Raw genomic sequence first — 21,329 nt, 5'->3', positions numbered from 1 at the left:
TTGAGAAAAGCCTGCTGTTAGCCGTTTGTTTTGCACTGGGAAGACACATTGAGCTACGCTTCCAAGGGAATTCCAACGGATAATGCCAGAGGTAAACGATCCCTTCCAAGTTTAGCAATTTGACGCCATTACGCTTTAGCAGCGAAGCGACTATTAAAATGGAATTTCTGCAAAATGTTCAGTCATAAAATATTTTTTTGAAAAAGGTATAGTTTAAAAGCTTTTTAATAATGAAATATCCAAGAACTCCACCAATCGAATTGAGAACAATATCATCGATATCAAAAATGCCTACACGAGTAAATAATTGAATAAACTCTATACAAAGGATGGTAGAGATAAGGAACAAAAAATAGTTTTTGAATTTCTTAAAAGAAATATAGAGTAGCGGTAACAAGATGCCGAAAGGGACAAAGAGCAAGATATTACCGAAGAAATTATATATCAACGATTTAGGATTTCTATAATTGTTTTCATAAAAATAAGCTTCAAAAGGGTGAAAGTTATATTGAAAGTCAATCCAGGTACCCGCCCGCACGAATAGAATCCGATACATGAACAACAAATATACAAAAAAAATAAGATAGAGAACTATCTTTCCCTTGAATTTTAACACAATAATCCACCTTACTTAATTAGGATAAAAAGGCATCCTGATATTTCCAGGATACCCTTAATCTTTGATTAAATGTTTCAATTAGTCAATACAATTCACCGAAACCTGCGAAAGATACGCGGCCATGGTTTGGATTTCCTCCATAGGAAGGGATGGTAAATCTAAGTTTCGCACCCTTCAATCCTTCTGAATCCCCCGTTATATTAACTTGATGAGCTGCTGATTCGTTATTTTCTACAACTTTTTTATCACCCCAGAAGGTATCGCCATTCCATTTTTCAATAACAACTGCGTAAGTAACGTTAGCTGTAATGTCTCGTCCTAAATTAGAATCGCACCACTGCCTGTAATTTAAGAGCAAAGAGCTTTTTGCAAAATCAAATGTCTGATCTCAATAAAACTTAGTGCCTTCCACCTTGTTCCACCAATTATAATTCATTAATGCGCTAGAAGAAGGTAACACTTGTGGCTGCGTTTTATTTATTACTGATCTTGGCTCTATGACATTAGAAGAAAGTTGAACATCCGCTCTTACGTCTTCTTTAACTGGGGTTGTTTAACAAGTTTATAATCCGGATTTTTGGCAAGGTCATATAAAGAATGTGATCTATGAAAACTCTGCCTATCACGTATAGCGTGCTAAGACTTTTTACTCTTCTCAATATGCTCGGCTCTGATCCTAGTGTCTGTAATATTCGCTACCGCGACTAGTTCGTAAATCTCCCTAATATCCGTTTCGGAAAGCGATGGTTCCGGATTCTCTGCCTGCATGCGAACCATCTTGCGCCCGATAAACTCCGAAAGCTCAACATCATACACGATAAGTTCATCCGACTGAATTTTCCGCAGCTCCGGATCTATGCTAAAACGGCACCGCATCGTAAACGAAATCATCGAAATGAATTTCACCTGCTTGTAAGCTGGAATTTGCAGCTCCACCGCTTTGATATGCCCGTAGTTCTGCATCAGCGGATTGTACATGTTGAACCGGTTGCTTACACGCCAGTAGCGGTCCTTACGCGCACCTTGGATTTCCCCGTTGTAATTCTTCGTTTCAATGACAAAAAGCCCATAGGGAGAAATGACCAAATGATCAATTTGAGAATATCCTGACCGTGACCTTGGATTCGGAATCAGCAGATCGCTCAGATAGCGGCATTCCTTTGGAAGCTGATCCAATTGAATATTGATTTTGTGCTCCCCCAGTTCCCCAATTCGGGTGGCTTCCACTTTGGGGCGTCTCGCGGCGGGTCCCTGTTTAGCTTTCTTTTGGGATGGTTTTAATGCTGGCTTGGCAAAAAGTGCCCGTAGTTTAGCAAACATACGTCTTCTCCTCATTCATAAAACGATATAAGACATCATTCGCTAAAATTCCATGGATTTCCTTTCTTGGAGGGCACAAAACAAAAAAAGCCTAGGTCTCGATACCTATAAGGTAATGAGAACGAGGCTTTGTGGTGTGTAGGTAATGTGGATCTTTCCCCTGGTTGACTAAGAGCTAAACATGACCAAGACCAGTCATTCGATATGAAGCTGAGACAGGATTGTAATGCCGTCCTGCACGCCTTTGATGTAAATCCACTCTTTCTTCATGTACTCCAGGGCTATTGTACTGTCCTGCCATTCTCGGAAAAGCGTTTGCTGATCAGGTTGAAGTGATTGCAATAATTCCACTTCTAAGACATTAAGCTGCTCAGTCATAGGCTGGAAAACCGTTATTGTGTCGGCTTCGTCTGCAAGTTTATCGAAACGGTGGATTAGGGAGTTGTTACGCCAATGAGTCATGAATTTACCTCCATCCTGTAGGGTTTAAGGATAGGGTAGCAGAGATTTGAGATTGAGGTGGTACGTATGGGCGTAATTAAACAACACTAAGGTGTATTTTCTATTACAATCACACTTTCTCTGAGCCACTTAACTTCCCCATATTGTTGGCTACTTGTTTTTATCTTTCTTGCAAGCCTTATTTCTTTAACTATATAACCAAGATTAATAGCCAGCTCTTCAATAATACGGTCAGTCTCAATAACCACACCAAAATAAGAGGAGTTAGCCACATTTATATATATCTTACCATTTCCCTTGAGTTTAAATTTTAATTTAAAGAGAAGATCTTCAATATCCGAAAAATATCCTATTATCATATTAGGAATACTCTTGTTCCAAAATTTGTCCTCAAAAACCATAATATCTATTAATCTATTCTGAAGTATTTTACTCTTTGGAAGAGGAATATCTTCCCATTTAATTTGCACATGTGAACGCATAGTTTTTTTTCTTAAGGTTCTTACTTCGTCATAATTATTTACATGCCCTAACATCCACAGTTCTATCATGTGCGAATCAGTATAGTCTCTCGAGTTTAAGTAGGGAGGAGAAGTTATAACCAAATCCAAATGATCGTTTTCGAGATTATCTATTAACTGTCTGCAATCTCCGTTGCTAAAATATTCTAGGTTACTTATATTCCCAGCTTTAAGCGAGTTTATATCTAACAACACACTATTTAGGCACTTATCAAGAAAAGCCTCATAAATTTGCTTTTTTTTATAGGTTTTTTTATTCCAATTATCCCTATATCTTAAAGCTTTTCCATCTCTATATACATTGCTAAAATTAACCAAAATCGAACCAAGTGTTACGTATAAAATATCATGGTATTTTGGATATTCTGTTGTAATTATATCAATAGCTTTACGAATATTTAAGAGTGAAGTATAGGTGGTTTTATGGTACAACCACTTTTTTAGTGATGTTTTTTTTGTTAATGTTTTAAGTCCTACTTGAAAGTCATGCTGAATTCCCTTTTCTAGCAAATCACGAATTAAATCTACGATCATTTGAAATTCTTGCGGATGATAGTCTTGTCTTAACTTAGCCCTACAAACCTGACTCATAAAAGGGCTAACCTCAAAGGAATAACATTTTGCCCCTATATTCTGTGCTACTAAAGGAGTTGTCCCCCCTCCGGAAAAAGGATCAAGGCACACTAAATCACTTTGATTGATTCCTTGTTCACTAACCACAGACTCTACAAAAGCATTCGAATAACCTTCAAGAATCGGATACCATCTGTTTATTGATTTTACTTTATTTCTATTTGCACTAACAAAATTACTATAATTTTGTGACCAGTCTATAATTTTAGCTGCATTATATGTCATTATTCTCGCCTTCCTTACTTTACTACTACAATTTTATCAAATTCTATCTACTTCCGGAAGAATAAATTAAGGAAGGCGTGTATCATTTTGCTTTTTTTATTACCTTTGAATAATGTTGGCTAGCAGGAACACGAAACTTGTCAATTTTAAAGTGTTGATTTAAATCAAGTTGAGCATATTCTTGAAATTCTTCAGGATATACCAAATCATCCATTTCCTCCCTTGCATCATAAGTAACCAAAACACCGCAAAAAATTTTGAACTCTCCATTAATAAGATGTCCATACTCTTCAGCATCATCAACATATTTTTTTAACTGGTGAGCTCCTTCTAAAGCCCTCTCAGAATTATTATACTGATCAAATACATTACCTTGAGCTGTTATTGACTTTCCTAACCATTTTATTTCGAAAACATAAAATCTGTTATCACTTGTAGCTACCCAAACATCGTAGCGTTCTCCAAATCTATTTCTCATTTCTGTTTTAACTTCATCTAGACAATTATTTTTCAAAAAATATTCAAGTTCTCTTTGGAAACGTTCCTCAGGCTTGACCTGTAATAGTTTTGGATGCTTATCGATTAAACCATGTTGGTCTTTTCCTACGTCACTTTTATGAACAAAAAAACTTCTAAATGGATCATATTGGACTCTTTCTAAATAAAAGTTTTTTAGTAGTTCTTGATATTTTGAGATATCTCTTAATTTCTTGAAATTTATAACATCGGAATAATTATCCAACCTATTTTCGCTTTCAAATGTGACTCCATTAATCAACACATCTATACCATTAATACCAAGAAAAACGGCAATTTTTTTGTGTGATCTAGAAATATCGACTAAATCTTCATAACAAATTTTAGAAACAGTAAATTGTGTATCAATAATGTCGCCTTTTCTATTAACTTTGTAAATAATTGATTTATATTTTCCACCTTGTATAACATTTCTTATATTTTCCGAAAAATTAAATTTTTTGATTGTCGAATCTGTTTCTTGTAGAGTATTAGTATCTATAATTAGACCACATTGAACGTCTAGGCCTTTATAAGATTCCCAGCTTTTCCTTATAATAATTAAAAGATTAATTAGTTCTACTGGTTCAATCTCTAATTCATCTCCAAAAAGCTCATTAAGTTTTATAATAGGATTTTTTTCATATACATGCTTCAGCTCAAGTGAATAGTCTTCAAACATGGTCAAATTTCCCTCCCTCCCTTATATTTTTGATACAATACATCAAAAAACAGTAATAAATAATCTTGATTCATTGAAAAATTTATATCATTACTTATTCCTTTCTCTTTTAAAAATTGGAAGAATTCTTTTGATAAATTATCACTACTATTATCAGTTACTAATTTTGATCTTTTATTCATTTCATTTTGATAATAGATATTAGGATCTTCCTTAACTAATTTCACTAAAAACTCTTCTCCATACAAGCTGAGTGTTTTGACCAAAGTATTAAACCATAAAATTTTGGGTCGCAAAGTAGCTATATTAAATAATTTTTTTTCGAATGTATCAATCCCTAGTTTGGAAATTGTAAATCTTTCCTCAATTCTATTAGTATATATTCTTCTTTCTTTTAGTTCTAAAAAACCTTTTGTTTCTAACTCATTGATTTCAATGCCCAGTTCATGATTATATGGTCCAAACAATGTATTAGAGAAAATATATCCCCAATTTTCATTTGGCATAAATATTGGAGATAAAACTGCTGAAAAGTAAAGTAACCTTTGAAATGTAGATTTATTCACTTCATTCCATTCATACTTTTCAATATAATAAGCCATTATTATTAAATCATTTTTTATTGTTAATGTTTGATCTTTCATTAAATGCCCTCACTCTCCATTATTCTTTTAGATAAATCTTTTAATTGGGGATTGTTTTGTTGCAATCTCGTTTGGTTTCCTTTTTCCAACAAATTTAAAGTGCGCATTTCTCTTTCTTTCACGTTAATTTCTTTATATATAGTTAGTAGAAAGTTCGAACTATTTAGGTTAGAAGTAAAAATTATATTATTCGACGATCTTGCAAAGAGGGTAAACATTTCAGCAACTTGTTTTTCATAGACAATATCTAAACTTCCTTCAGGTGTCTCGGTAATAAAAAATGTTTTAAAATCTTTTATGCTATTTTGAAGATAATCAATAATAGCCATTCTAAACGCCTGATCAAGAAAAAAGCGCTGTGATTCAGAAACCGAATTAACACCTTCTCGGATACTTCCATTAATTTTAGGCAAGTACGTTACATGAGGAATTTTATTTATTGTCTTATTCTGAACCGTAAGTTCACATTCTAATCCAATAAAGGTACTCGCATATTTATTGAAAAAATACGATAAATGTTTATTTAACCCAATAGCTACTTTATTAAATTTATTGTGCAATTTATTCAATTCATCCTTTAACTCATCTCTTTTGTTATATATTTCAGTAATTTCGTTGGTTAGTTTATCTATATTTTTTTGTTTAACTTCGACTATTTGAGTGTAAGTATCAGAGCTATTCTTACTGTTATACTGTGCAGCTACAGAATCTATATATAGAACCTCTCTTTGCAAATCATTAAGTTTATTTTTGATATTGTTAACATCATTGTTAATTACATTTACAGAAATTTGTAGAGTTGTGATCTCAAGATCTTTATTAGTAACTATTATTTGTAATTCATTTCTTTCCTCAACCAAGATATTTATTTTATCTACAATTTCTGGATCAAATGCCTCTAAATCCTGAAGCTTAGATGAGCAAATTATACATTCTCCATCTTGTTTATGTTGGGTGGCTATTGCCTTTAAGTCTTTATTTTTTGTTCCACAAGCAAGACATCTGCCTTCACTTATCAAAAATCTTTCAAGGCTTAAATAATACTCCGGTAATTGATTGTATAAACTTGCATATAATTTCGCCTCTAACTTATTAATATCAGTATTTAATTCTTCAATTTTCTGCATTGATGTATTTTTTTCCCCAAATGAATTATCTAATCTTTCTTGTTCGATATTAAATAAATCAAGCTTATCATCCAGTTCATTCTTGACGTCTAATATTTCCGTTTCTATTTCAACTTTTCTTTCATAGAGTTGTATTAAATCAATACTTTCTCCATCTTTTTTTACTTCAGCAAATAACTTTTCTTTTTCTTGCTTTAAATTTTCTAAAGATTCTTTCTCTAAACGTCTATCTTCACTTTTATGTCTACCTCGCGTATCTTCATAAATCACTTCTTCTTCAAGTTCTTTAAATTTATGAAGAAATTCCTCATCGAAGAATAGAGTTTTTAAAATTTCATCTTGTACATCAATATCCCAGGCAATATTCTCTCTTCTTTCATCAAAAAATAAAAATTTCCTTATAATATTATCAAACATTTGGAAGCTATTAATGCCCGAAAATTGAGTTATTTTTTGCCGATAAAAATCTTCATCAAATAGTATTGTTTCTTCCTCGTTAATCTTTAATGAAATAATTTGATTTAAATACAAGCTTCTATTTATAATTATTTCATTTCCACCTATAGTGAATTCTAAGCATGCCTCAGCCTTTAGATTTTCACCATATTTAGGATTCATTCTAGAACTGAAAAACTTAGAATCAATTATCTTCTCTTTAGTTTTGGTTTTTTTCTTGCCAAGTACAGGATATATTCTCCTATGTCCTAACAAGCAATAAAGTATTATTTCTACAAATGTGGTTTTTCCAATACCATTACCACCGATAATTGCGCTAATTCCATCTAAAAAATAAAATTTAAATGTTGGCTCTTGAACATATAGGGAATAATTTTTTATTGATATTGATCTTAAGATTGGCAAATAAATATCTTTCATGTAACTCCCCCCTCTAAAGTGTTCACTAAAATAGTTACCATTTTACAAATAGGCTAATAGTATACATCCGTCTCTAGGTATATTGTACCATTTTCCTGTTTACTATATATTTAAAATTTTAACAAAAAAGACACTATTGTATGCTAGTAGTTTGTAAATTTTGAAGGCTTTCTCCTCAAAATGTACAGCGGATATAATTATACTTTCTTGTGTCCACAAGTGGTGGGAATAAAAAAATCTTAAAGGATAAAGACATATTTATCTTTATCCTTTGAGATTGCTGTACTTATCCAGTTTTATTAGATAATGACTGTACTACTTTAAACTTCAACCAGTAAGTGTGTCACATAATTCATATAGAATCCATTATAGCTTTTTAGAAGCCCCTCCCTTTACCGCCGTCCCCCCACTGTCCCCACAACCCCATACCGAGCCAAAAGCTTACGCCAGAGCAGCGCCACGGTGCGATCTGTTATGAAACCCATCAGCCCCAGGCAGATCAGCCACACGAAAATCCAGTCCGTGCGGAAAAACAGCCGCAAGTTCCAGATAAGATAGCCGATGCCTTCGTTGGAGGCGATCATTTCGCCGCCTATGATGGCCATGAAGGAGATGCCCCTGGCAAGGCGGATGTCCGTGAACATGTACGGCACGGTGGCCGGGATGATGACGTGCAGGACGATCTGCCATTCGGAGACGCCCATGCTGCGGGCGGAGCGGATTTTGTCCTCCTCCACGACGAGCACTCCCGTCAAGGTATTCAGCACAACGATGAAGAAAGTGGCGTACAGTATGAGCACGACTTTCGACGTCTCCCCGATGCCGAACCAGACGAGGAACAGGGTGATAAACGCGATCGGTGGAACGAAGCGAATGTAGCTCAGAACCGGCTACGCGAAAGCGCGGATGGCGTCCACTTTGCCAATAATAAGGCCGACCGGGATGGCGATCAGGCTGCCGAGGGTCCAGCCAAGCAGAACGCGGTACGAGCTGATGCCGATAGCTTTATTCTTCAATGATCCTGTTACTTGAAATTAAGGTGCGGGAAGCTTCCTTCAAAATATCCATATACAGTTTCCCTTCAGCTCAAAATTCATTGATTGTCATAGCAATTTCAGAAGTAGATTCATTCGATTGCCCCCTAATTCAGATGCTATATTCGTATCTAAAAAGACCGTCACTACAATGAAATCGCTGGTACCCCCTGAGACTCCATTAAAAATGTCTTTGGCTTCAAGAGGCGACTCCTATTCCTTCCAGTCTTGATTACAAATCACCGCGAATCACGGCCACTTTTCACAAAGAGCCCTGAAACAAACAAAACGATCCCTAACAGAGGAAGAATAAGTTCCAGCAAATAAAGCTTGATCCCCATTGTATTTCCCATAAAATCGGTCAAAAGGAATACGAAAATCCCCGACAGCATTAATTTCATAGACATTCTAAACCCTCCTGATCCAAGTTAATCATGCAATGCTAAGGGTGGTTAATAATTCCATTGTAAACGATATTTTCATTTCCTTCATTAAGTTAAAACAAAAAAGCACCCTCTTTTACACTAAAGGGAGTGCACCTACGAATTATTTTTCAAACCTATTTGATGTCAAGAACAGACTCAAAGCATACCCCAGACCAAATACTACGCCCGAGGAAATAAAAAACACATAAAACAGAAACGCCTCCGCCGAAAAGAGATTCCCGCCGCCAAAAGCAGCAAATATAAATAAGGTGGGAATAACAAACATGAGTGCGCACCCGATAGGATAAAGCAGCAGACGCATAATTCCCGATTTTATTTTGGATGCGACATAAGAACATATCAAAAGATAAGAGGGAACCAAGATGATGAGATACGCGATTCCCGCCCAATACTGAACGGCTCGTAAGTCCCCTTCGCTAACGGTTTGCTCCCAAACTAACCATAGAACCATTTCATAAGCCCACAAACCTGCGTAAAAAGACAACAGACTATTTAAGGATAGAAAGAGGTATTTAACAATTTTCATACTGCCGCCGCCCTTGTATGTTGGTTTGAAGTCAATCTGCCGACCTGGCTGATAGAGCAATTGTAGTTGACGGCCTGTGTAAAATGTAGTTCTAACTTTTATAGAACCTGCTGTCATCTCGGGCCTTTTTATCCTATCCCCACAGGAGGTATTCACGTATAATTGTTATAACAGTTGAATATCCTTATGAAGGAGGAAACAAGATGGGTAAGGTGAACGATATGGAGAGAAAAGTGACGAAGTTTGGGAACAGTCTCGGGATCACCATGACAGATGCTTTAAAGCAGATTGGCCTGGAGCAAGGGGACACGGTACAAATTGATGTTAATCAAGCCAGCGGGGAAATCCTCATTAAGAAAGCGACTAAAGTTACACTGCCCGAAGGCATCAGCGCGGATTTTTTGGATAATTTGACCGAGGTAATCAGTGAGTACGACGAGACCCTCAAAGGCCTTAAAAATAGATGAGCACAAAAACCCGTTATTTAACCGCCCAAGAGGTTATCGCTATCAACGTCGCGATGATTCAGAGGTACAGCCCAGGGGAACAAATCGGAGTCAAGACCTCCAGTCTTCTCGAATCGGCCATACATCGCCCCTTGTCATCGGCATTTGGCGAAGATGCGTATCCGGCAATTTGGAATAAAGCTGCCGCGCTGTTCGAATCTCTCGGCCAAAACCATCCTTTTCAGAACGCCAATAAAAGAACCGCGTTCACGGCACTCCTTATTTTCCTGCGCTATAACGGATATCATTTCAAAATGGATCCTAAAGCTGCTGAAAATTTTACTGTAGATATGGTCAACCACAAGTATACTTTTGAGGAACTTGCTTCAATTATCGAACGGCATTCGGTGAATATTCCTTAACAACTTTTCAGGCGGATTTTCAACAATAAGCAGCGAGCAACCATCCTTTGCTACTCATGCAAGATAAAACAAAGATCGAAATGACTTTAGATTGGGAAGATAAAATTATTGATCGTGTTATTTGGGAGTAGAAAGACATTCATATAGGATACGGACTTACGACCGCGCAGCACTATGCTTTTCAACACAAAAAAACGGTTTCCCGATTTGATCGGTTGCCGTTTTTTTGTATATAAAGTAATGAAGGGATTCACAAACTCCTACGCTCACTGCATAAACGATGGGAGGCGTAAAGAAATCACTGGCACTGGGTTCATGGGTGTCGTAAACATAGAATCAGATGAAGAATGTGAGTGCCATGAACATAAAAAAGGAAGTTTCCTCAATCATTCTTGACGGTACTTTTAACAACAGTGAGTTCTACATTTGAAGTGAAATTGTATGTCACTCGAATATCTTAAAAATGTAAGCCCCATCCAATTGGACGGGGCTTCTATTTATTACCTAATGGATGGAGCGTTGTCTTAATCCTCTTTAGTTCCTTTAAGAACCCAAGTGCAAGCAAGCCAAAGAAAAACAGCATTAATGATAGCGGATAAAATATTATCAAGTTTTGTTGCAATAAAAACTACTGCAATAAAAAAAGGGACGGTTAGAAGTATTCTTTGGGTACGAGTTTTCATAACGTCACCACCGCCTTACTACTTAATTCGAAAACTAAAGATCGTAGTAATCTTTAGTAGTGAGATAAACTTTATACCCTGCGTCCACGTGGGGTTCGCTCAAGACAGTTTTTTTCAAAATCGTCCGGTAAGGGTCTGCATAAATATCCTCTACATAGTAATATACATCTCTTCCGTAGTAATCGCTATACGTTTTGTAAAATGTTATATAAGTATACTTGTAATCCACATGGTTGTTAACCCAGCCAGATACAGTTTGGGAGAAACTTCCGATGGCGACTTTGTCCATTTATTCTTGGACAGGATTCCTCCAATAACCCCGATTACATTAGTGACGGACACTGATACAAATGTAATAACATCCTTTTTAACTGCGTTTTTATAATCATTTGATTTCTTTGACAACACAATGGTTTCATTTCCCCAGATAGGGTCGGATTTAGGAGTGTAACTATCAGGGTTAGCTACTGTTTTAGCATTATGTCGATTGGCGAGGAATTTTTCTGCCACGGCACGAACACTCGAATTTGCTTTAAGGAAATCAGAATCCTCTTGATCCAGCGACGAAGGCAACACTCACTCCATCTTTTGTTACGGTATCCGTATTATTGCCAAGGGACTCCGTGCTGTTTTCCTCAACTTTAGAGACAGAGGATGTTGTCTCATGACTAGGTACACTAGCTAAAGCATTGTACAGAATTGCGGTAACAATGAGTGCGGCGGAAAAGTAGATAAAATGGTTTTCTTCACGACTCTCTCCCTTAAAACCAATTTATTGGATATTACCATCAAATGATACTATTATTTTACATGGTAGTAAATCCCAATAAATTGTGGTATTTAATTTATCTATTAATTAAATTTGATCGCAACTCTGCTTAGATATAGAACATATATAAACAGTATTATGATGACTTTCCATCCTACAGCTGTGTGTAGGGCAATAAAAAATCCCTCTTTAACGGAGGGATTCTTTAATCTGCACCTACAAGCAAAAAAGTAAGATTTAATAATCTGCTTTAAGTAAATTTAGGTGCTTTATTTTTTCTCTTCCTTTACACTGGGATTGAGTGGGCATCCAGTTATTATCAATTGGTTAGATGGGAGATATTTTTATATGTCTAAAAAGACTTATTTTATAGTTAGCCTGCTTGTTTCCCTTTTGTCCGTTCTATCTGTGTATTACAAATGTATGGAGAAGCTTGATGCGGGCCTCTTAACTCCAGAGGGAGTCGATAATGCTTCCGCACTTGGTTTAGGTCTGATTATTTTTCCTTTTCTAACTGCAATCTTTCATTTATCGTTGCATGCTTTTTTATTTTATTATGTAATAGCGAATAAGAAATTCAAATATATAGAGCTCTCAATAATATATATAAAAAGAGATCCCGTTACATTAAATATTATCCGACTTCTAAGCTAAATTTGGGTTCTATATACGCTGATTTCGTATGTGAATTTAAATATATATTCCTACTGGATTTACGTGGCTTCTATTTTGATCACTTTTAATTATGCCGTATGGATCTTAACCATAGTAAAGGAAAGAAACAAGAGTCAGCTTGCGACTTAACTTTTGCCATACTCATACATAGCGTTTCTCAGCCGACATAGCAAAGCAGCCGCATTGGTGTATCATTTACCCGTGCGACTGCTTTTTTCGGTTCCGTTAGGAAGCTTGTTCCCTACCGCCGTCCCCCCACTGTCCCCACAACCCCATACCGAGCCAAAAGCTTACGCCCCAGCAGCGCCACGGCGCCGCCTAAGCTCCGCATAATATTCTTCAAACAAAAAGCGATCCATCCCCTCATCTCACATTGGTTAGATCGCATTTTCATAAATATCTTCCTTAATAGGATTTAGGATGTAATTAACCGCTTAGTCAGCTTAGCTTGCTTGCTCAAACTTATAAAGATATTGAATTATGAAAACTAGCCCTTTCGAATTGTCATCGAACTCTTTTCTTAGGATCTATGAAATAGGTAGTTATAAAAAAGTAAGCAAACCCTATAAAAGCCCCAATTACACTAACCACTATACGAATAGTTAAGTTCTGCTCCATAATTGAAATTGAATAAATAAAAACCATTATAATGAGTAACGAAAAAAGAAAAATACGCCAGTAACTATGTTTAATGAGTTTATATAGGATATGCATCAATACCCCATAAAATAGCACGAATAATAAAGGTATATATATACCGATCAGCATAACGTCATTAAATAATGGAAACTCATCGTCTAGAGGATCCATGTATCGTCCATATTTAAAATATAAATAAATAATGCCAATAGACGGTACAATTAACCAGATATAATAAAGAATTTTTTTTAACTTCAGGGACAAAATCCTTCCTCCTTTCTAAAATTTTTTGCAGATAACATGCCTCTATTTTAACACAAAATAGAATCGCAACAAAAAAACCCCAGCAGAGCTAGGGTATAAGATAATTTATGCTTAGTAAGTATACCATTGATTTTGCCACACCATGTTGTATTGATAGTCCCCTACATATGCTTCATTTAAAATAAGATTATTTTTCCCCTTGTCTTGTAAAAAAGCACTTGTATAGCTTGCACCAGGATAATCAGTAGGGCCGGATCTTCCCCATACATTGTTGCTCAAATCCATGATATTTGCAACACTGAAAAATCCTTTAAAAAAACTGTAGCTTGATTTAGCGGCTGTAATACAGTTTTCTTTGAAGCCGGGAGCCCATTGAATTACATCATTCATTGCCGCGTTACTTGCTGTATCTGATGGTTTACCTTGCTTCACGTACTTTTCGTAACCCTCATTAAAAACACTTAGCGCAGGATTTACCAACCGGAGTCCCCATTCATGATTAATTGTTGCTGTTCTCGTTTTGATCTTTCCCACTATGGAATCTTTAGTAGATATGAAATTCCAACTATAGTGACGAAAAGCATCTTCTAGCTGTGAATCGTTGGGATATTGTTGTTTAGCTGCCGATTTTGCAATGTTTCCATTAAGAACAACTTCGGATATTTGGAGATCATTCATACCTTCATTTAAATCTAATATTGTTTCTATGAAATTTCCTTGGCGAAGTTTAGCTGTATTATCATCATGGGTTCCTTGTATAGTTATTCCTCTGTCTTTTGAATTGTATATTTTATTGTATCGTTCAATAAATTCTTTCCCTTTCTTGGATTTTTCTTCAACAGACTCATCTTTGTTGTTTGCAAGGGACTTCGAAAGACTATTTTTAGTCTTCTCATTCAGACTCTTTAAAATTTGATCGACTTCTTCTTTTGTCATAGCTTTATCCGTTTTCACTACCATTGTTTTAGGATCAACTATATGTTCATTAATCTCACTTTCCGATGCTTTTACCGACAGAGGACCGAATAGAGTTACGGCAAGACTACTACACGTAATCAGTGTTGCTATCTTTCTTTTAAACATAAAAAATACCTCCTAAAATTTTACTTCAGTATATCAGACGAACCAATTAGTTAAAATGTTTCAATAAATTGGAATTTAATTAAATTGATTCACTTTTTCAATAAAATTATCATATAAAAACCTCGTCAAAATCTAGTTTTGCGAGGCTATAATTTATTATATTAGTTGTCCTCCCTACCGCCGTCCCCCCACCGTCCCCACAACCCCATACCGTGCCAAAAGCTTACGCCCCAGCAGCGCCACGGCGCGATCTGTGATGAAGCCCATCAGCCCCAGGCAGATCAGCCCCACGAAAATCCAGTCCGTACGGAAAAACAGCCGTGAATTCCAGATAAGATAGCCGACGCCTTCGTTGGAGGCGATCATTTCGGCGCCGATGATGGCCATGAAGGAGGTGCCCATGGCGAGGCGGATGCCCGTGAACATGTACGGCACGGTGGCCGGAATTATGACGTGCAGGACGATCTGCCACTCGGAGGCGCCCATGCTGCGGGCGGAGCGGATTTTGTCCTCCTCTACGGCGAGCACGCCCGTCAAGGTGTTCAGCACGACGATGAAGAAAGTGGCGTACAGGATGAGTACGACTTTCGACGTCTCTCCGATACCGAACCAGACGAGGAACAGCGTGATAAACGCAATCGGCGGGATGAACCGGATGAAGTTCAGAAACGGCTCCGCAAAAGCGCGGATAGCGTCGACTTTGCCGATGACGAGGCCGACCGGAATGGCGATCAGGCTGCCGAGGGTCCAGCCGAGCAGGACGCGGTACGAGCTGATGCCGATGTATTGCAGCAAGGTGCCGTCGGCGAGCAGCTCATAGCCGCCCTCGGCGGTCAGGACCGGGCCGGGCAGGATTTCCGGTCCGTAGACGAGCGACAGCCCGTGCCACAGGAGCAGTCCCGCGATCCAGAAGACGAGGGTGAGCAGCGTTTTTTTGAACCATAGCTTGCGGATAAGCGGTTTACGGGCGGCAGTCGTGGTGGTTGAGGGCTTGGTCGTGATTGTTTTTTTTGCCGTAATGGCGTTCGTGTTCATGTCAGCTTCTCCTCCCTATTCGTCGAAATGCGCCTGGATGCGGTTGTACAGCTCGTAAAACTCCGGCGACCCCAGGTCCCGCGGATACGCGAGGGGCACGTCGTAGATGTGTGAGATGTTGGACGACGGGCCGGCGGACATGATGCCGATGCGGCCTCCGAGCAGCAGCGCTTCCTGGATGTCGTGGGTGACAAAAATGACGGTTTTGTCGGTTTCCTGCCAAATCCGCTGAAGCTCTTTCTGCATGGTGCGGCGCGTCATCGCGTCGAGCGCGCCGAACGGCTCATCCATGAGCAGGATGGCCGGATCGTTCGACAGCACGCGGGCAAGCTGCACGCGCTGCTTCATGCCGCCGGACAGCTCGCGCGGGAACTTGCTCTCGTGTCCCTTGAGACCGACCAGTTCAATATACTGGTCGGAAATGCTGCGGCGCTCGGCCGCCGGGACACGCTTCATGCGCAGGCCGAACTCTACGTTCTCCCTGACCGTAAGCCAGGGGAACAGGGACGAATCGGCCTGCTGGAAGACGACGGCGCGGTCCTGGCCGGGCCGGTCGACCTCGCGGTCACCGACGCGCACCTGGCCGGACGTCTTGGAGACGAAGCCCGCGATGAGACTGAGCAGCGTCGATTTGCCGCAGCCGCTCGGCCCCAGCAGGACGAAAAACTCGCCGCCCCGGACCGCCAGATTCACGTCCTGAATGATGTAGTGCAGCTCGCCCGCGGAAGGCTGCATGTAGCTTTTGTCCAGGCGTTCGATGTGGATTTCGTTGCGTTTCGGCGCTGCCTCAGTGCTCATACTTCATCCCCCTGTTCAGTTTTGGCGCGGTATGCTGCCGTTTTTCCGATATCCGCACTACTTCACTTCAATGACCCGGTCCGGGAAGGCTTCCCGCAAAATGTCCAGGTACAACTTGCTTTTCAGGTCGAAATCCTTCTCGATGATGGCGTTATCGACCATGTATTTTTTCTGCTCCTTGTAGCCGTTGTACGCTTTATCCGTGAACCCGATTTTCCACGGGTTTTTGGGGAGGTCCTTGAGGGTGGCTTCCTTCGGCTGCTTGACTTCCTTGTACATGATGTCCGCGGTTTCCTCTTGGTGCGCCTGTGCGTAGGCGGATGCTTCATCAATCGCCTTCAGGAAGTTGACGAAGCCTGCTTTGTTCGCTTTGAGCAGCTCGGTGGGAGCGATGAGGCCGTTGCCGAGGCGCACCGGCGTTTTGGACATGTCGGTCAGCTCGTGCGCTTCGGCCAGAGCGCCGAATTTTTCGTTGAGCACCGCGCCGTATACCCACGCGCCGTCGATCTCGCCTTTTTTGAGCGCGACATACGCTTCATCGAAGCCGCCTTGGCCGATCAGCTTCACCTCGGACAATTTGACGCCGTTCTGGCCCAGATACACATCCCACAAATACGGGACAAAAGTGCCGCGGGAAAAGCTCAGCTTCTTGCCCTTGAGCTCGGCCGCGCTCTTGATATCCTTGCGGACGAACAGCTTCCACTCGCTGGCGCTCAGATCGGTTGCCGTACCCGACGAGGCGAAAATGGCGTAATCGCCTTTGCTCACGGCGTTCAGCAGAGGAAAATCCGCGCCGAACGCGACGTCCACCTGTTTGATAAACAGGGAGTTGACGCCCTCGGCCGGTGTGGCGAACGAGACGAGCTCGGCGTCGATGCCGTGCTTGTCGAAGATGCCTTTGCTTTTGGCGACGCGGAAAATCGAGTTGGTGGAAATGTCCGCGATTTTCAGCTTCAGCCTCGCCGCGCCGCCCTGTTTGGGGTCGGCGGCCGCTTTGCCGCAGCCTGCCAGCACGGCCAGCATCGCGGCGGTGAGAACAAGCGCGAGCACCGTTCGGGCGTAGCGGTGGGGATGGGATGCTTGGCGTAGGCCAAGGTGGCCCGCAGCCTTTTTACTTTTATCTGTAGTCTCTCTCATCGTCCTCACCTACCCCTTCTCCGGTTCCGGCTGGCCTTCATCCGTTCTCGCTACGCACAGCGCGCCCTCGCCGTAGGAGACGGTTCCTTCGACTTCCACCGTCGTTACCGCTCCGCGGGCAGCCGCCCCCGGCATACGGAAGTCCGCTACGTCGATCGGTGCGATCTCCACTTCCTCCGGCAGCTCAAGCTGCGGTACCCACTCGTAAGGAACGCGGTAGGCGCGGTAGACCATGTTGGAGTTGCGTTTGTTTTTGTAAGGAGATATGTATTCCCACACCAGCTCATGCTCACGTGTCACTTCAAAAATCCGGCCGTCCGCCCCTTCGGTAATCAGCGTATTGCCGTTCGGCAGACGCTGGGCGGAACTTATGTACGGGCTGTAGAACCGGTACGAATCGAGCGGAGCCTGGAAGCCCGCTTCCGTCGGCGTGTACTGCCACTCGATTTCGAGTGTGACCGGGTTGATCTCCAGGATGCGGGAGTGATCGCGGCGGGCATTTTTGATGCCGTCGGGAGATTCCGGATTCGGTGCGCCGTAGCCGCCCCAGCCGCCGTTGTCGAAGATCAGGATGTTGCCCGCTCCAGGCAGTCCCTGCGGAATGAGATGGGCGTGATGCTGGCCGATGATCCAGCCGATGTGTTTCGTTTCTTCGGTATTATAGTTAGGACCGAGCTTCCAGACGATTTTACCGGTCTTTTTGTCCGTAATGGCAATAATGTTCGTCTCTCGCGCGTCCCAGATGATGTTGTCTGGGTGGAATCTTTCGTCCCCTGCATCGTAATGCTTGTTCGGCCCGAGGACCGAAGCGGAGTTGATGTGCATCCAGTCGCCGGCGTTCGCCCCGAAAAAACGGGTGTTAGGATCGTTGTACAGCGCCTTCCGGGCATCCTCGTCGAAGCCCAGCTCCTCAAAATGATCGCTCGTCGTCCACTCCCAGACGACATTTCCTTCCCAATCGACTTCCAGGATCGTATCGTCGAGCAGCTCTTTATCCGAAATTTCGGGCCGCTTCACGTTCTTGTGCGCGAGTACGATTGTGTTCCCGGAGTGGACTTTAGGCTCCTGCCCCGGCACGTAGTACCCGACCGGATTGCCTTCGCGCTGGTAATCGTGGTGCTGGCGCGCCATCCACTGCGGCTCGTGCCCGGGGTCCTCGATGTGCTGGTAGCGGTCAAACTTCCAGACGATGTTGCCGTCCCAGTCCACCTGCACCAGATTCACTTCATCCTGAAACCCGTACTTCGGATCGCGCTCCGCCGTACTGCCGAACACGTACCCACCCGGCAGCAGCTTATTCGGGAACCCCCGCAGGCCTTTCCACAAATGAACCTCCCGCCCGTTCATGTCGATCAGCAGCGCCCCCGTTTCCGCCGCCTGATACAGCGTGTAGCCGCTCCAGCTTTTGCCCGGTTTGTAAACCGTCGTTCCCGTCGGATAAATTGTCGGATGTCCCATATGGTTAACGTCCTCTCTCTTTTGGATGGTTTGTAAAAAAAGAATTTGCCTCGCAAGGTACAGCTTATAAATTGAATCTGACTTGTACATGCATTTTGACGAATGAAAAGCATACTCCTCTTGTCTCAAAAACTTCGGCTAGTCGGGTTAATAAGAAATGAAATTCTTTTTGCGGGCTGCCGTTTTAGGTTTTGGAGCAGGTGGCTGATCCGCCGGTGGCTGTGATGACGGACCGGGTGCTGAGCTGGCGGAGTCGTTTCCCCGTTCCGGCTTGGCGGACAATCGAGCCGATTCCAGTTCGAGGCCGGTCCCCGCTCCTCTCGCTGACTCGACCGGCAAACCTGCCGAGACAGCTATTTCTGATGATTGCAGCAATGAAATCTGCAAAGCATCCGTCTCTGCGGCCGCCACGGGTGACGGAACTCCAATGGCTGGATCGTCTGTTTCCGTTTCATCCCCATCCTCTGCATCTTCTCCGGGATACGCCAGCACCGCCTCCGCGAAGCCGTCCAGCTTCTCCAGCAGCCTTTGGGAAAAAGCGATCTGATGCGCCAGCTCCTCCGGCGAAAATTCGCCGAACAGGATACCGATCATATGCGCGCTGAGCCCCCCGTTGCGCCGGAGCAGTTCCCGGCCCTTATCCGTAATGTCCAGCGCTACGGACCTGCGGTCGGACTCGCTTCTTTTGCGAACCGCGTAGCCGCCAGCCTCCAGCTTGTCGCACAGCGCTGTGACGGCGCCGGACGTAAAATCCAGCTGCTCCGCCAGCTCTCCCAGCCGCTGCTCTCCCTCTCTGTCAATAGAGTTGAGGATGAGCATGCCCGGCAGTGTGATGCCTTCGACGGAAATTTTGTCGCGTTCCTTCACAAATTTGCGTACCAGCCTGCGGAAGAGCCAGTCGGCCTCTTCGTATAACGCCCAGTCTTTTTCGTGCATGCCATTCCTTTCGTCAGGAGGCCCGGAAAAACACAAAAGCCCCCGTTATCTCCTCCGTCTGACGGCAAGAGATTACAGGAGCCTTTGGCGGTCCAATCGGCTTTCCTAATTAGTTTAGTTTTAAAATAATGAATGTTCGCTTAATGAATTTTCATTTGATTAGGAATCATCTAGTGATCTTGAAGTAAGATTAAACCAATTATTCTTACCTGTCAAGTAGGTTTTAAAATTTAAATCGCATTATTCTTCCAGTTAACTTTTATCGGAGTGAAATATGTGGGAGTTAATTCTCTCTGAAACAAAAAAAGAACCCGCCCGAGCAGATTCTTTTACACCCTGATCATTCTCATTAGGTGCCCTGTCTCCAAAGCGGTCCCTTATTTAGCATGGATAATCCTAGCATACATCGTAAGTATATAAGTATTTTCTTCTTCATCGTCGGCCGCTAGGTTTAAATCTTCACTTTCCGCAACTGGAACTCCATCGAAACAAGCTTTTTCCCGATACTGTGTGAGAACTTCCTTCCGATCGTCAATCTGGTTCACTATACATCCGAAAGGCAGCCCCAGCCCCTCATAATAAGAAACTGCGGAAATTCTAATCGCAGGAATTTGATAATCTCCCCACATGTAGAAGACAAACGTTTTTTCCGCATAAAACTTCTTCAAATAAGACGCCCACGCCGACTCTACAAAAGCGAGTATATCTTCCAGCTCGTTTAAGGATAGTTTGTTGTTTTTAATGATTTTGTTCAGCCGCTGGATGGTGCGATGGTTATAGCGGGCCTCCGCATCCACCTGATCCCGGTCGTTTGAAAAAAGCAAATCCGGCCGTTCCGCTATCTCCACAATCTCGTTGTACGCCTTGATTCCTTTCGTTTTCAGAAAATCGATCATGCCTCATGCAGCGCATCCAGCGCCTCGGCTTCGGTCCCTTTAAAAAACACGTTTTTTCCCTGGTTGGATTCGTAAATGAAATCGTTCAGACTTTTGCTGTTGTAGCCGCTGAAATCCCCGACGATGGCAATTTTAAACTGATAGTTGATATATTTCTGCAAAATGTCTCCGGCCAGCTTCGTTTTCAGCTCAAAAAAGTCCTCCGTAAGCTGTTCTTTTCTGAGAAGCATTTTATCGCATCCGTGATTGTAATGGACATCCGCCATTAAGTCCAGCGCGTCGCTTACGGTGTTTATGACCACATTCTCGCTGGAGATGATGGCTACTTTAGAATTTTGCCGTTGATCGACGGTTATATTCATTTTCATTTTTCCTCCGTTTGATTAATTTTTATGGATGGTGAGTCCTGGCGGGGACGGAAGCCCTAGCTCCGATGACAGCCTTCCGGCCAATGTCG

General features: G+C 41.8%; 22 protein-coding genes and 1 pseudogene. 3 read left to right on the top strand and 20 right to left on the bottom strand.

Features of this window, described 5'->3' with window-relative positions; all coding sequences use genetic code 11:
• Positions 1–178 precede the first annotated feature (178 nt).
• The 10 genes and pseudogenes from ACI48J_RS03825 to ACI48J_RS03780 all read right to left on the bottom strand — a co-directional run bounded on the left by ACI48J_RS03825 (position 179) and on the right by ACI48J_RS03780 (position 9,748).
• Positions 179–556, bottom strand: coding sequence for a VanZ family protein (locus ACI48J_RS03825; protein ID WP_405083176.1), 378 nt, complete (start codon positions 554–556; stop codon positions 179–181).
• Between the two features lie 699 nt (positions 557–1,255).
• Positions 1,256–1,939: a nuclease-related domain-containing protein gene (locus ACI48J_RS03820; RefSeq protein WP_405081764.1), complete on the bottom strand. Its 684-nt coding sequence runs from the start codon at positions 1,937–1,939 to the stop codon at positions 1,256–1,258.
• 195 nt (positions 1,940–2,134) lie between these two features.
• Complete coding sequence (locus ACI48J_RS03815; RefSeq protein ID WP_405081763.1) at positions 2,135–2,401, bottom strand: hypothetical protein; 267 nt, start codon at positions 2,399–2,401, stop codon at positions 2,135–2,137.
• Positions 2,402–2,487: 86 nt separating this feature from the next.
• A complete protein-coding gene (locus tag ACI48J_RS03810) occupies positions 2,488–3,780 on the bottom strand; it encodes a hypothetical protein (RefSeq protein WP_405081761.1) in 1,293 nt (430 codons plus the stop codon).
• Positions 3,781–3,862: 82 nt separating this feature from the next.
• On the bottom strand, positions 3,863–4,978 hold the full coding sequence (locus tag ACI48J_RS03805) for a hypothetical protein (RefSeq protein WP_405081760.1): 1,116 nt from the start codon (positions 4,976–4,978) through the stop codon (positions 3,863–3,865).
• Between the two features lie 2 nt (positions 4,979–4,980).
• Positions 4,981–5,622, bottom strand: a complete 642-nt coding sequence (locus tag ACI48J_RS03800; RefSeq protein WP_405081758.1) for a hypothetical protein — start codon at positions 5,620–5,622, stop codon at positions 4,981–4,983.
• On the bottom strand, positions 5,622–7,625 hold the full coding sequence (locus tag ACI48J_RS03795) for a chromosome partitioning protein ParA (protein ID WP_405081757.1): 2,004 nt from the start codon (positions 7,623–7,625) through the stop codon (positions 5,622–5,624). Before ACI48J_RS03795 ends, ACI48J_RS03800 begins: the two co-directional genes overlap by 1 nt.
• Positions 7,626–8,017: 392 nt before the next feature.
• Positions 8,018–8,626: pseudogene (locus ACI48J_RS03790) on the bottom strand (ABC transporter permease); the annotation flags it as partial.
• A 272-nt stretch (positions 8,627–8,898) separates the two neighbouring features.
• Entirely contained in the window at positions 8,899–9,066 is a 168-nt protein-coding gene (locus ACI48J_RS03785) for a hypothetical protein (protein ID WP_405081756.1), read from the bottom strand.
• 139 nt (positions 9,067–9,205) lie between these two features.
• Positions 9,206–9,748, bottom strand: coding sequence for a hypothetical protein (locus tag ACI48J_RS03780; protein ID WP_405081755.1), 543 nt, complete (start codon positions 9,746–9,748; stop codon positions 9,206–9,208).
• 86 nt (positions 9,749–9,834) lie between these two features.
• Here ACI48J_RS03780 and ACI48J_RS03775 point away from each other — a divergent pair, with 86 nt between their 5' ends.
• Both ACI48J_RS03775 and ACI48J_RS03770 read left to right on the top strand, forming a co-directional pair.
• The gene (locus ACI48J_RS03775) at positions 9,835–10,098 is read left to right on the top strand and encodes an AbrB family transcriptional regulator (protein WP_405081754.1); all 264 of its coding nucleotides are present in this window, start codon (positions 9,835–9,837) and stop codon (positions 10,096–10,098) included.
• Positions 10,095–10,499, top strand: coding sequence for a type II toxin-antitoxin system death-on-curing family toxin (locus ACI48J_RS03770; RefSeq protein ID WP_405081753.1), 405 nt, complete (start codon positions 10,095–10,097; stop codon positions 10,497–10,499). The genes ACI48J_RS03775 and ACI48J_RS03770 overlap by 4 nt, the downstream gene beginning before the upstream one ends.
• A gap of 524 nt (positions 10,500–11,023) precedes the next feature.
• Here the strand turns inward: ACI48J_RS03770 and ACI48J_RS03765 are convergent.
• Positions 11,024–11,182, bottom strand: coding sequence for a hypothetical protein (locus tag ACI48J_RS03765; protein WP_326052743.1), 159 nt, complete (start codon positions 11,180–11,182; stop codon positions 11,024–11,026).
• Positions 11,183–11,386: 204 nt separating this feature from the next.
• Positions 11,387–11,755 carry a hypothetical protein gene (locus tag ACI48J_RS03760; RefSeq protein ID WP_405081752.1) on the bottom strand — a complete coding sequence of 123 codons (369 nt, stop codon included), beginning with the start codon at positions 11,753–11,755 and terminating at the stop codon, positions 11,387–11,389.
• A gap of 544 nt (positions 11,756–12,299) precedes the next feature.
• On the opposite strand from ACI48J_RS03760, the gene ACI48J_RS03755 reads away from it, so the two are divergent.
• The gene (locus tag ACI48J_RS03755) at positions 12,300–12,605 is read left to right on the top strand and encodes a hypothetical protein (protein WP_405081750.1); all 306 of its coding nucleotides are present in this window, start codon (positions 12,300–12,302) and stop codon (positions 12,603–12,605) included.
• A gap of 1,035 nt (positions 12,606–13,640) precedes the next feature.
• Here ACI48J_RS03755 and ACI48J_RS03750 read toward each other — a convergent pair.
• From ACI48J_RS03750 to ACI48J_RS03715, 8 genes are all read right to left on the bottom strand, one after another.
• Complete coding sequence (locus tag ACI48J_RS03750) at positions 13,641–14,612, bottom strand: hypothetical protein (RefSeq protein ID WP_405081749.1); 972 nt, start codon at positions 14,610–14,612, stop codon at positions 13,641–13,643.
• A 174-nt stretch (positions 14,613–14,786) separates the two neighbouring features.
• Positions 14,787–15,647, bottom strand: a complete 861-nt coding sequence (locus tag ACI48J_RS03745) for an ABC transporter permease (protein WP_405081748.1) — start codon at positions 15,645–15,647, stop codon at positions 14,787–14,789.
• Positions 15,648–15,662: 15 nt separating this feature from the next.
• A complete protein-coding gene (locus ACI48J_RS03740) occupies positions 15,663–16,445 on the bottom strand; it encodes an ABC transporter ATP-binding protein (RefSeq protein WP_387543638.1) in 783 nt (260 codons plus the stop codon).
• 57 nt (positions 16,446–16,502) lie between these two features.
• Complete coding sequence (locus ACI48J_RS03735) at positions 16,503–17,591, bottom strand: ABC transporter substrate-binding protein (RefSeq protein ID WP_405081747.1); 1,089 nt, start codon at positions 17,589–17,591, stop codon at positions 16,503–16,505.
• Positions 17,592–19,040 (bottom strand): aryl-sulfate sulfotransferase, encoded by a 1,449-nt coding sequence (locus ACI48J_RS03730; protein WP_405081745.1) that lies wholly within the window; start codon positions 19,038–19,040, stop codon positions 17,592–17,594.
• 147 nt (positions 19,041–19,187) lie between these two features.
• Positions 19,188–19,976, bottom strand: coding sequence for a MarR family winged helix-turn-helix transcriptional regulator (locus ACI48J_RS03725; RefSeq protein ID WP_405081744.1), 789 nt, complete (start codon positions 19,974–19,976; stop codon positions 19,188–19,190).
• Between the two features lie 377 nt (positions 19,977–20,353).
• Positions 20,354–20,872: a hypothetical protein gene (locus ACI48J_RS03720; RefSeq protein ID WP_405081742.1), complete on the bottom strand. Its 519-nt coding sequence runs from the start codon at positions 20,870–20,872 to the stop codon at positions 20,354–20,356.
• Positions 20,869–21,234 (bottom strand): DUF4180 domain-containing protein, encoded by a 366-nt coding sequence (locus tag ACI48J_RS03715; RefSeq protein ID WP_405081740.1) that lies wholly within the window; start codon positions 21,232–21,234, stop codon positions 20,869–20,871. The genes ACI48J_RS03720 and ACI48J_RS03715 overlap by 4 nt, the downstream gene beginning before the upstream one ends.
• Positions 21,235–21,329 lie beyond the last annotated feature (95 nt).

The organism is Paenibacillus chitinolyticus (genome assembly GCF_045038035.1).
Taxonomy (GTDB): Bacteria; Bacillota; Bacilli; order Paenibacillales; family NBRC-103111; genus Paenibacillus_F; species Paenibacillus_F chitinolyticus_A.
The sequence above is the reverse complement of the archived record's forward strand: the minus strand, read 5'-3'. Positions and strand labels throughout refer to the sequence as shown.

What these genes read in the sequence shown, in the direction of transcription:
- ACI48J_RS03825 (WP_405083176.1), bottom strand. Translation starts at nt 556, where the DNA reads ATGTATCGGATTCTATTCGTGCGGGCGGGTACCTGGATTGACTTTCAA.
- ACI48J_RS03820 (WP_405081764.1), bottom strand. Translation starts at nt 1,939, where the DNA reads ATGTTTGCTAAACTACGGGCACTTTTTGCCAAGCCAGCATTAAAACCA.
- ACI48J_RS03815 (WP_405081763.1), bottom strand. Translation starts at nt 2,401, where the DNA reads ATGACTCATTGGCGTAACAACTCCCTAATCCACCGTTTCGATAAACTT.
- ACI48J_RS03810 (WP_405081761.1), bottom strand. Translation starts at nt 3,780, where the DNA reads ATGACATATAATGCAGCTAAAATTATAGACTGGTCACAAAATTATAGT.
- ACI48J_RS03805 (WP_405081760.1), bottom strand. Translation starts at nt 4,978, where the DNA reads ATGTTTGAAGACTATTCACTTGAGCTGAAGCATGTATATGAAAAAAAT.
- ACI48J_RS03800 (WP_405081758.1), bottom strand. Translation starts at nt 5,622, where the DNA reads ATGAAAGATCAAACATTAACAATAAAAAATGATTTAATAATAATGGCT.
- ACI48J_RS03795 (WP_405081757.1), bottom strand. Translation starts at nt 7,625, where the DNA reads ATGAAAGATATTTATTTGCCAATCTTAAGATCAATATCAATAAAAAAT.
- ACI48J_RS03785 (WP_405081756.1), bottom strand. Translation starts at nt 9,066, where the DNA reads ATGTCTATGAAATTAATGCTGTCGGGGATTTTCGTATTCCTTTTGACC.
- ACI48J_RS03780 (WP_405081755.1), bottom strand. Translation starts at nt 9,748, where the DNA reads ATGACAGCAGGTTCTATAAAAGTTAGAACTACATTTTACACAGGCCGT.
- ACI48J_RS03775 (WP_405081754.1), top strand. Translation starts at nt 9,835, where the DNA reads ATGGGTAAGGTGAACGATATGGAGAGAAAAGTGACGAAGTTTGGGAAC.
- ACI48J_RS03770 (WP_405081753.1), top strand. Translation starts at nt 10,095, where the DNA reads ATGAGCACAAAAACCCGTTATTTAACCGCCCAAGAGGTTATCGCTATC.
- ACI48J_RS03765 (WP_326052743.1), bottom strand. Translation starts at nt 11,182, where the DNA reads ATGAAAACTCGTACCCAAAGAATACTTCTAACCGTCCCTTTTTTTATT.
- ACI48J_RS03755 (WP_405081750.1), top strand. Translation starts at nt 12,300, where the DNA reads ATGTCTAAAAAGACTTATTTTATAGTTAGCCTGCTTGTTTCCCTTTTG.
- ACI48J_RS03750 (WP_405081749.1), bottom strand. Translation starts at nt 14,612, where the DNA reads ATGTTTAAAAGAAAGATAGCAACACTGATTACGTGTAGTAGTCTTGCC.
- ACI48J_RS03745 (WP_405081748.1), bottom strand. Translation starts at nt 15,647, where the DNA reads ATGAACACGAACGCCATTACGGCAAAAAAAACAATCACGACCAAGCCC.
- ACI48J_RS03740 (WP_387543638.1), bottom strand. Translation starts at nt 16,445, where the DNA reads ATGAGCACTGAGGCAGCGCCGAAACGCAACGAAATCCACATCGAACGC.
- ACI48J_RS03730 (WP_405081745.1), bottom strand. Translation starts at nt 19,040, where the DNA reads ATGGGACATCCGACAATTTATCCGACGGGAACGACGGTTTACAAACCG.
- ACI48J_RS03725 (WP_405081744.1), bottom strand. Translation starts at nt 19,976, where the DNA reads ATGCACGAAAAAGACTGGGCGTTATACGAAGAGGCCGACTGGCTCTTC.
- ACI48J_RS03720 (WP_405081742.1), bottom strand. Translation starts at nt 20,872, where the DNA reads ATGATCGATTTTCTGAAAACGAAAGGAATCAAGGCGTACAACGAGATT.
- ACI48J_RS03715 (WP_405081740.1), bottom strand. Translation starts at nt 21,234, where the DNA reads ATGAATATAACCGTCGATCAACGGCAAAATTCTAAAGTAGCCATCATC.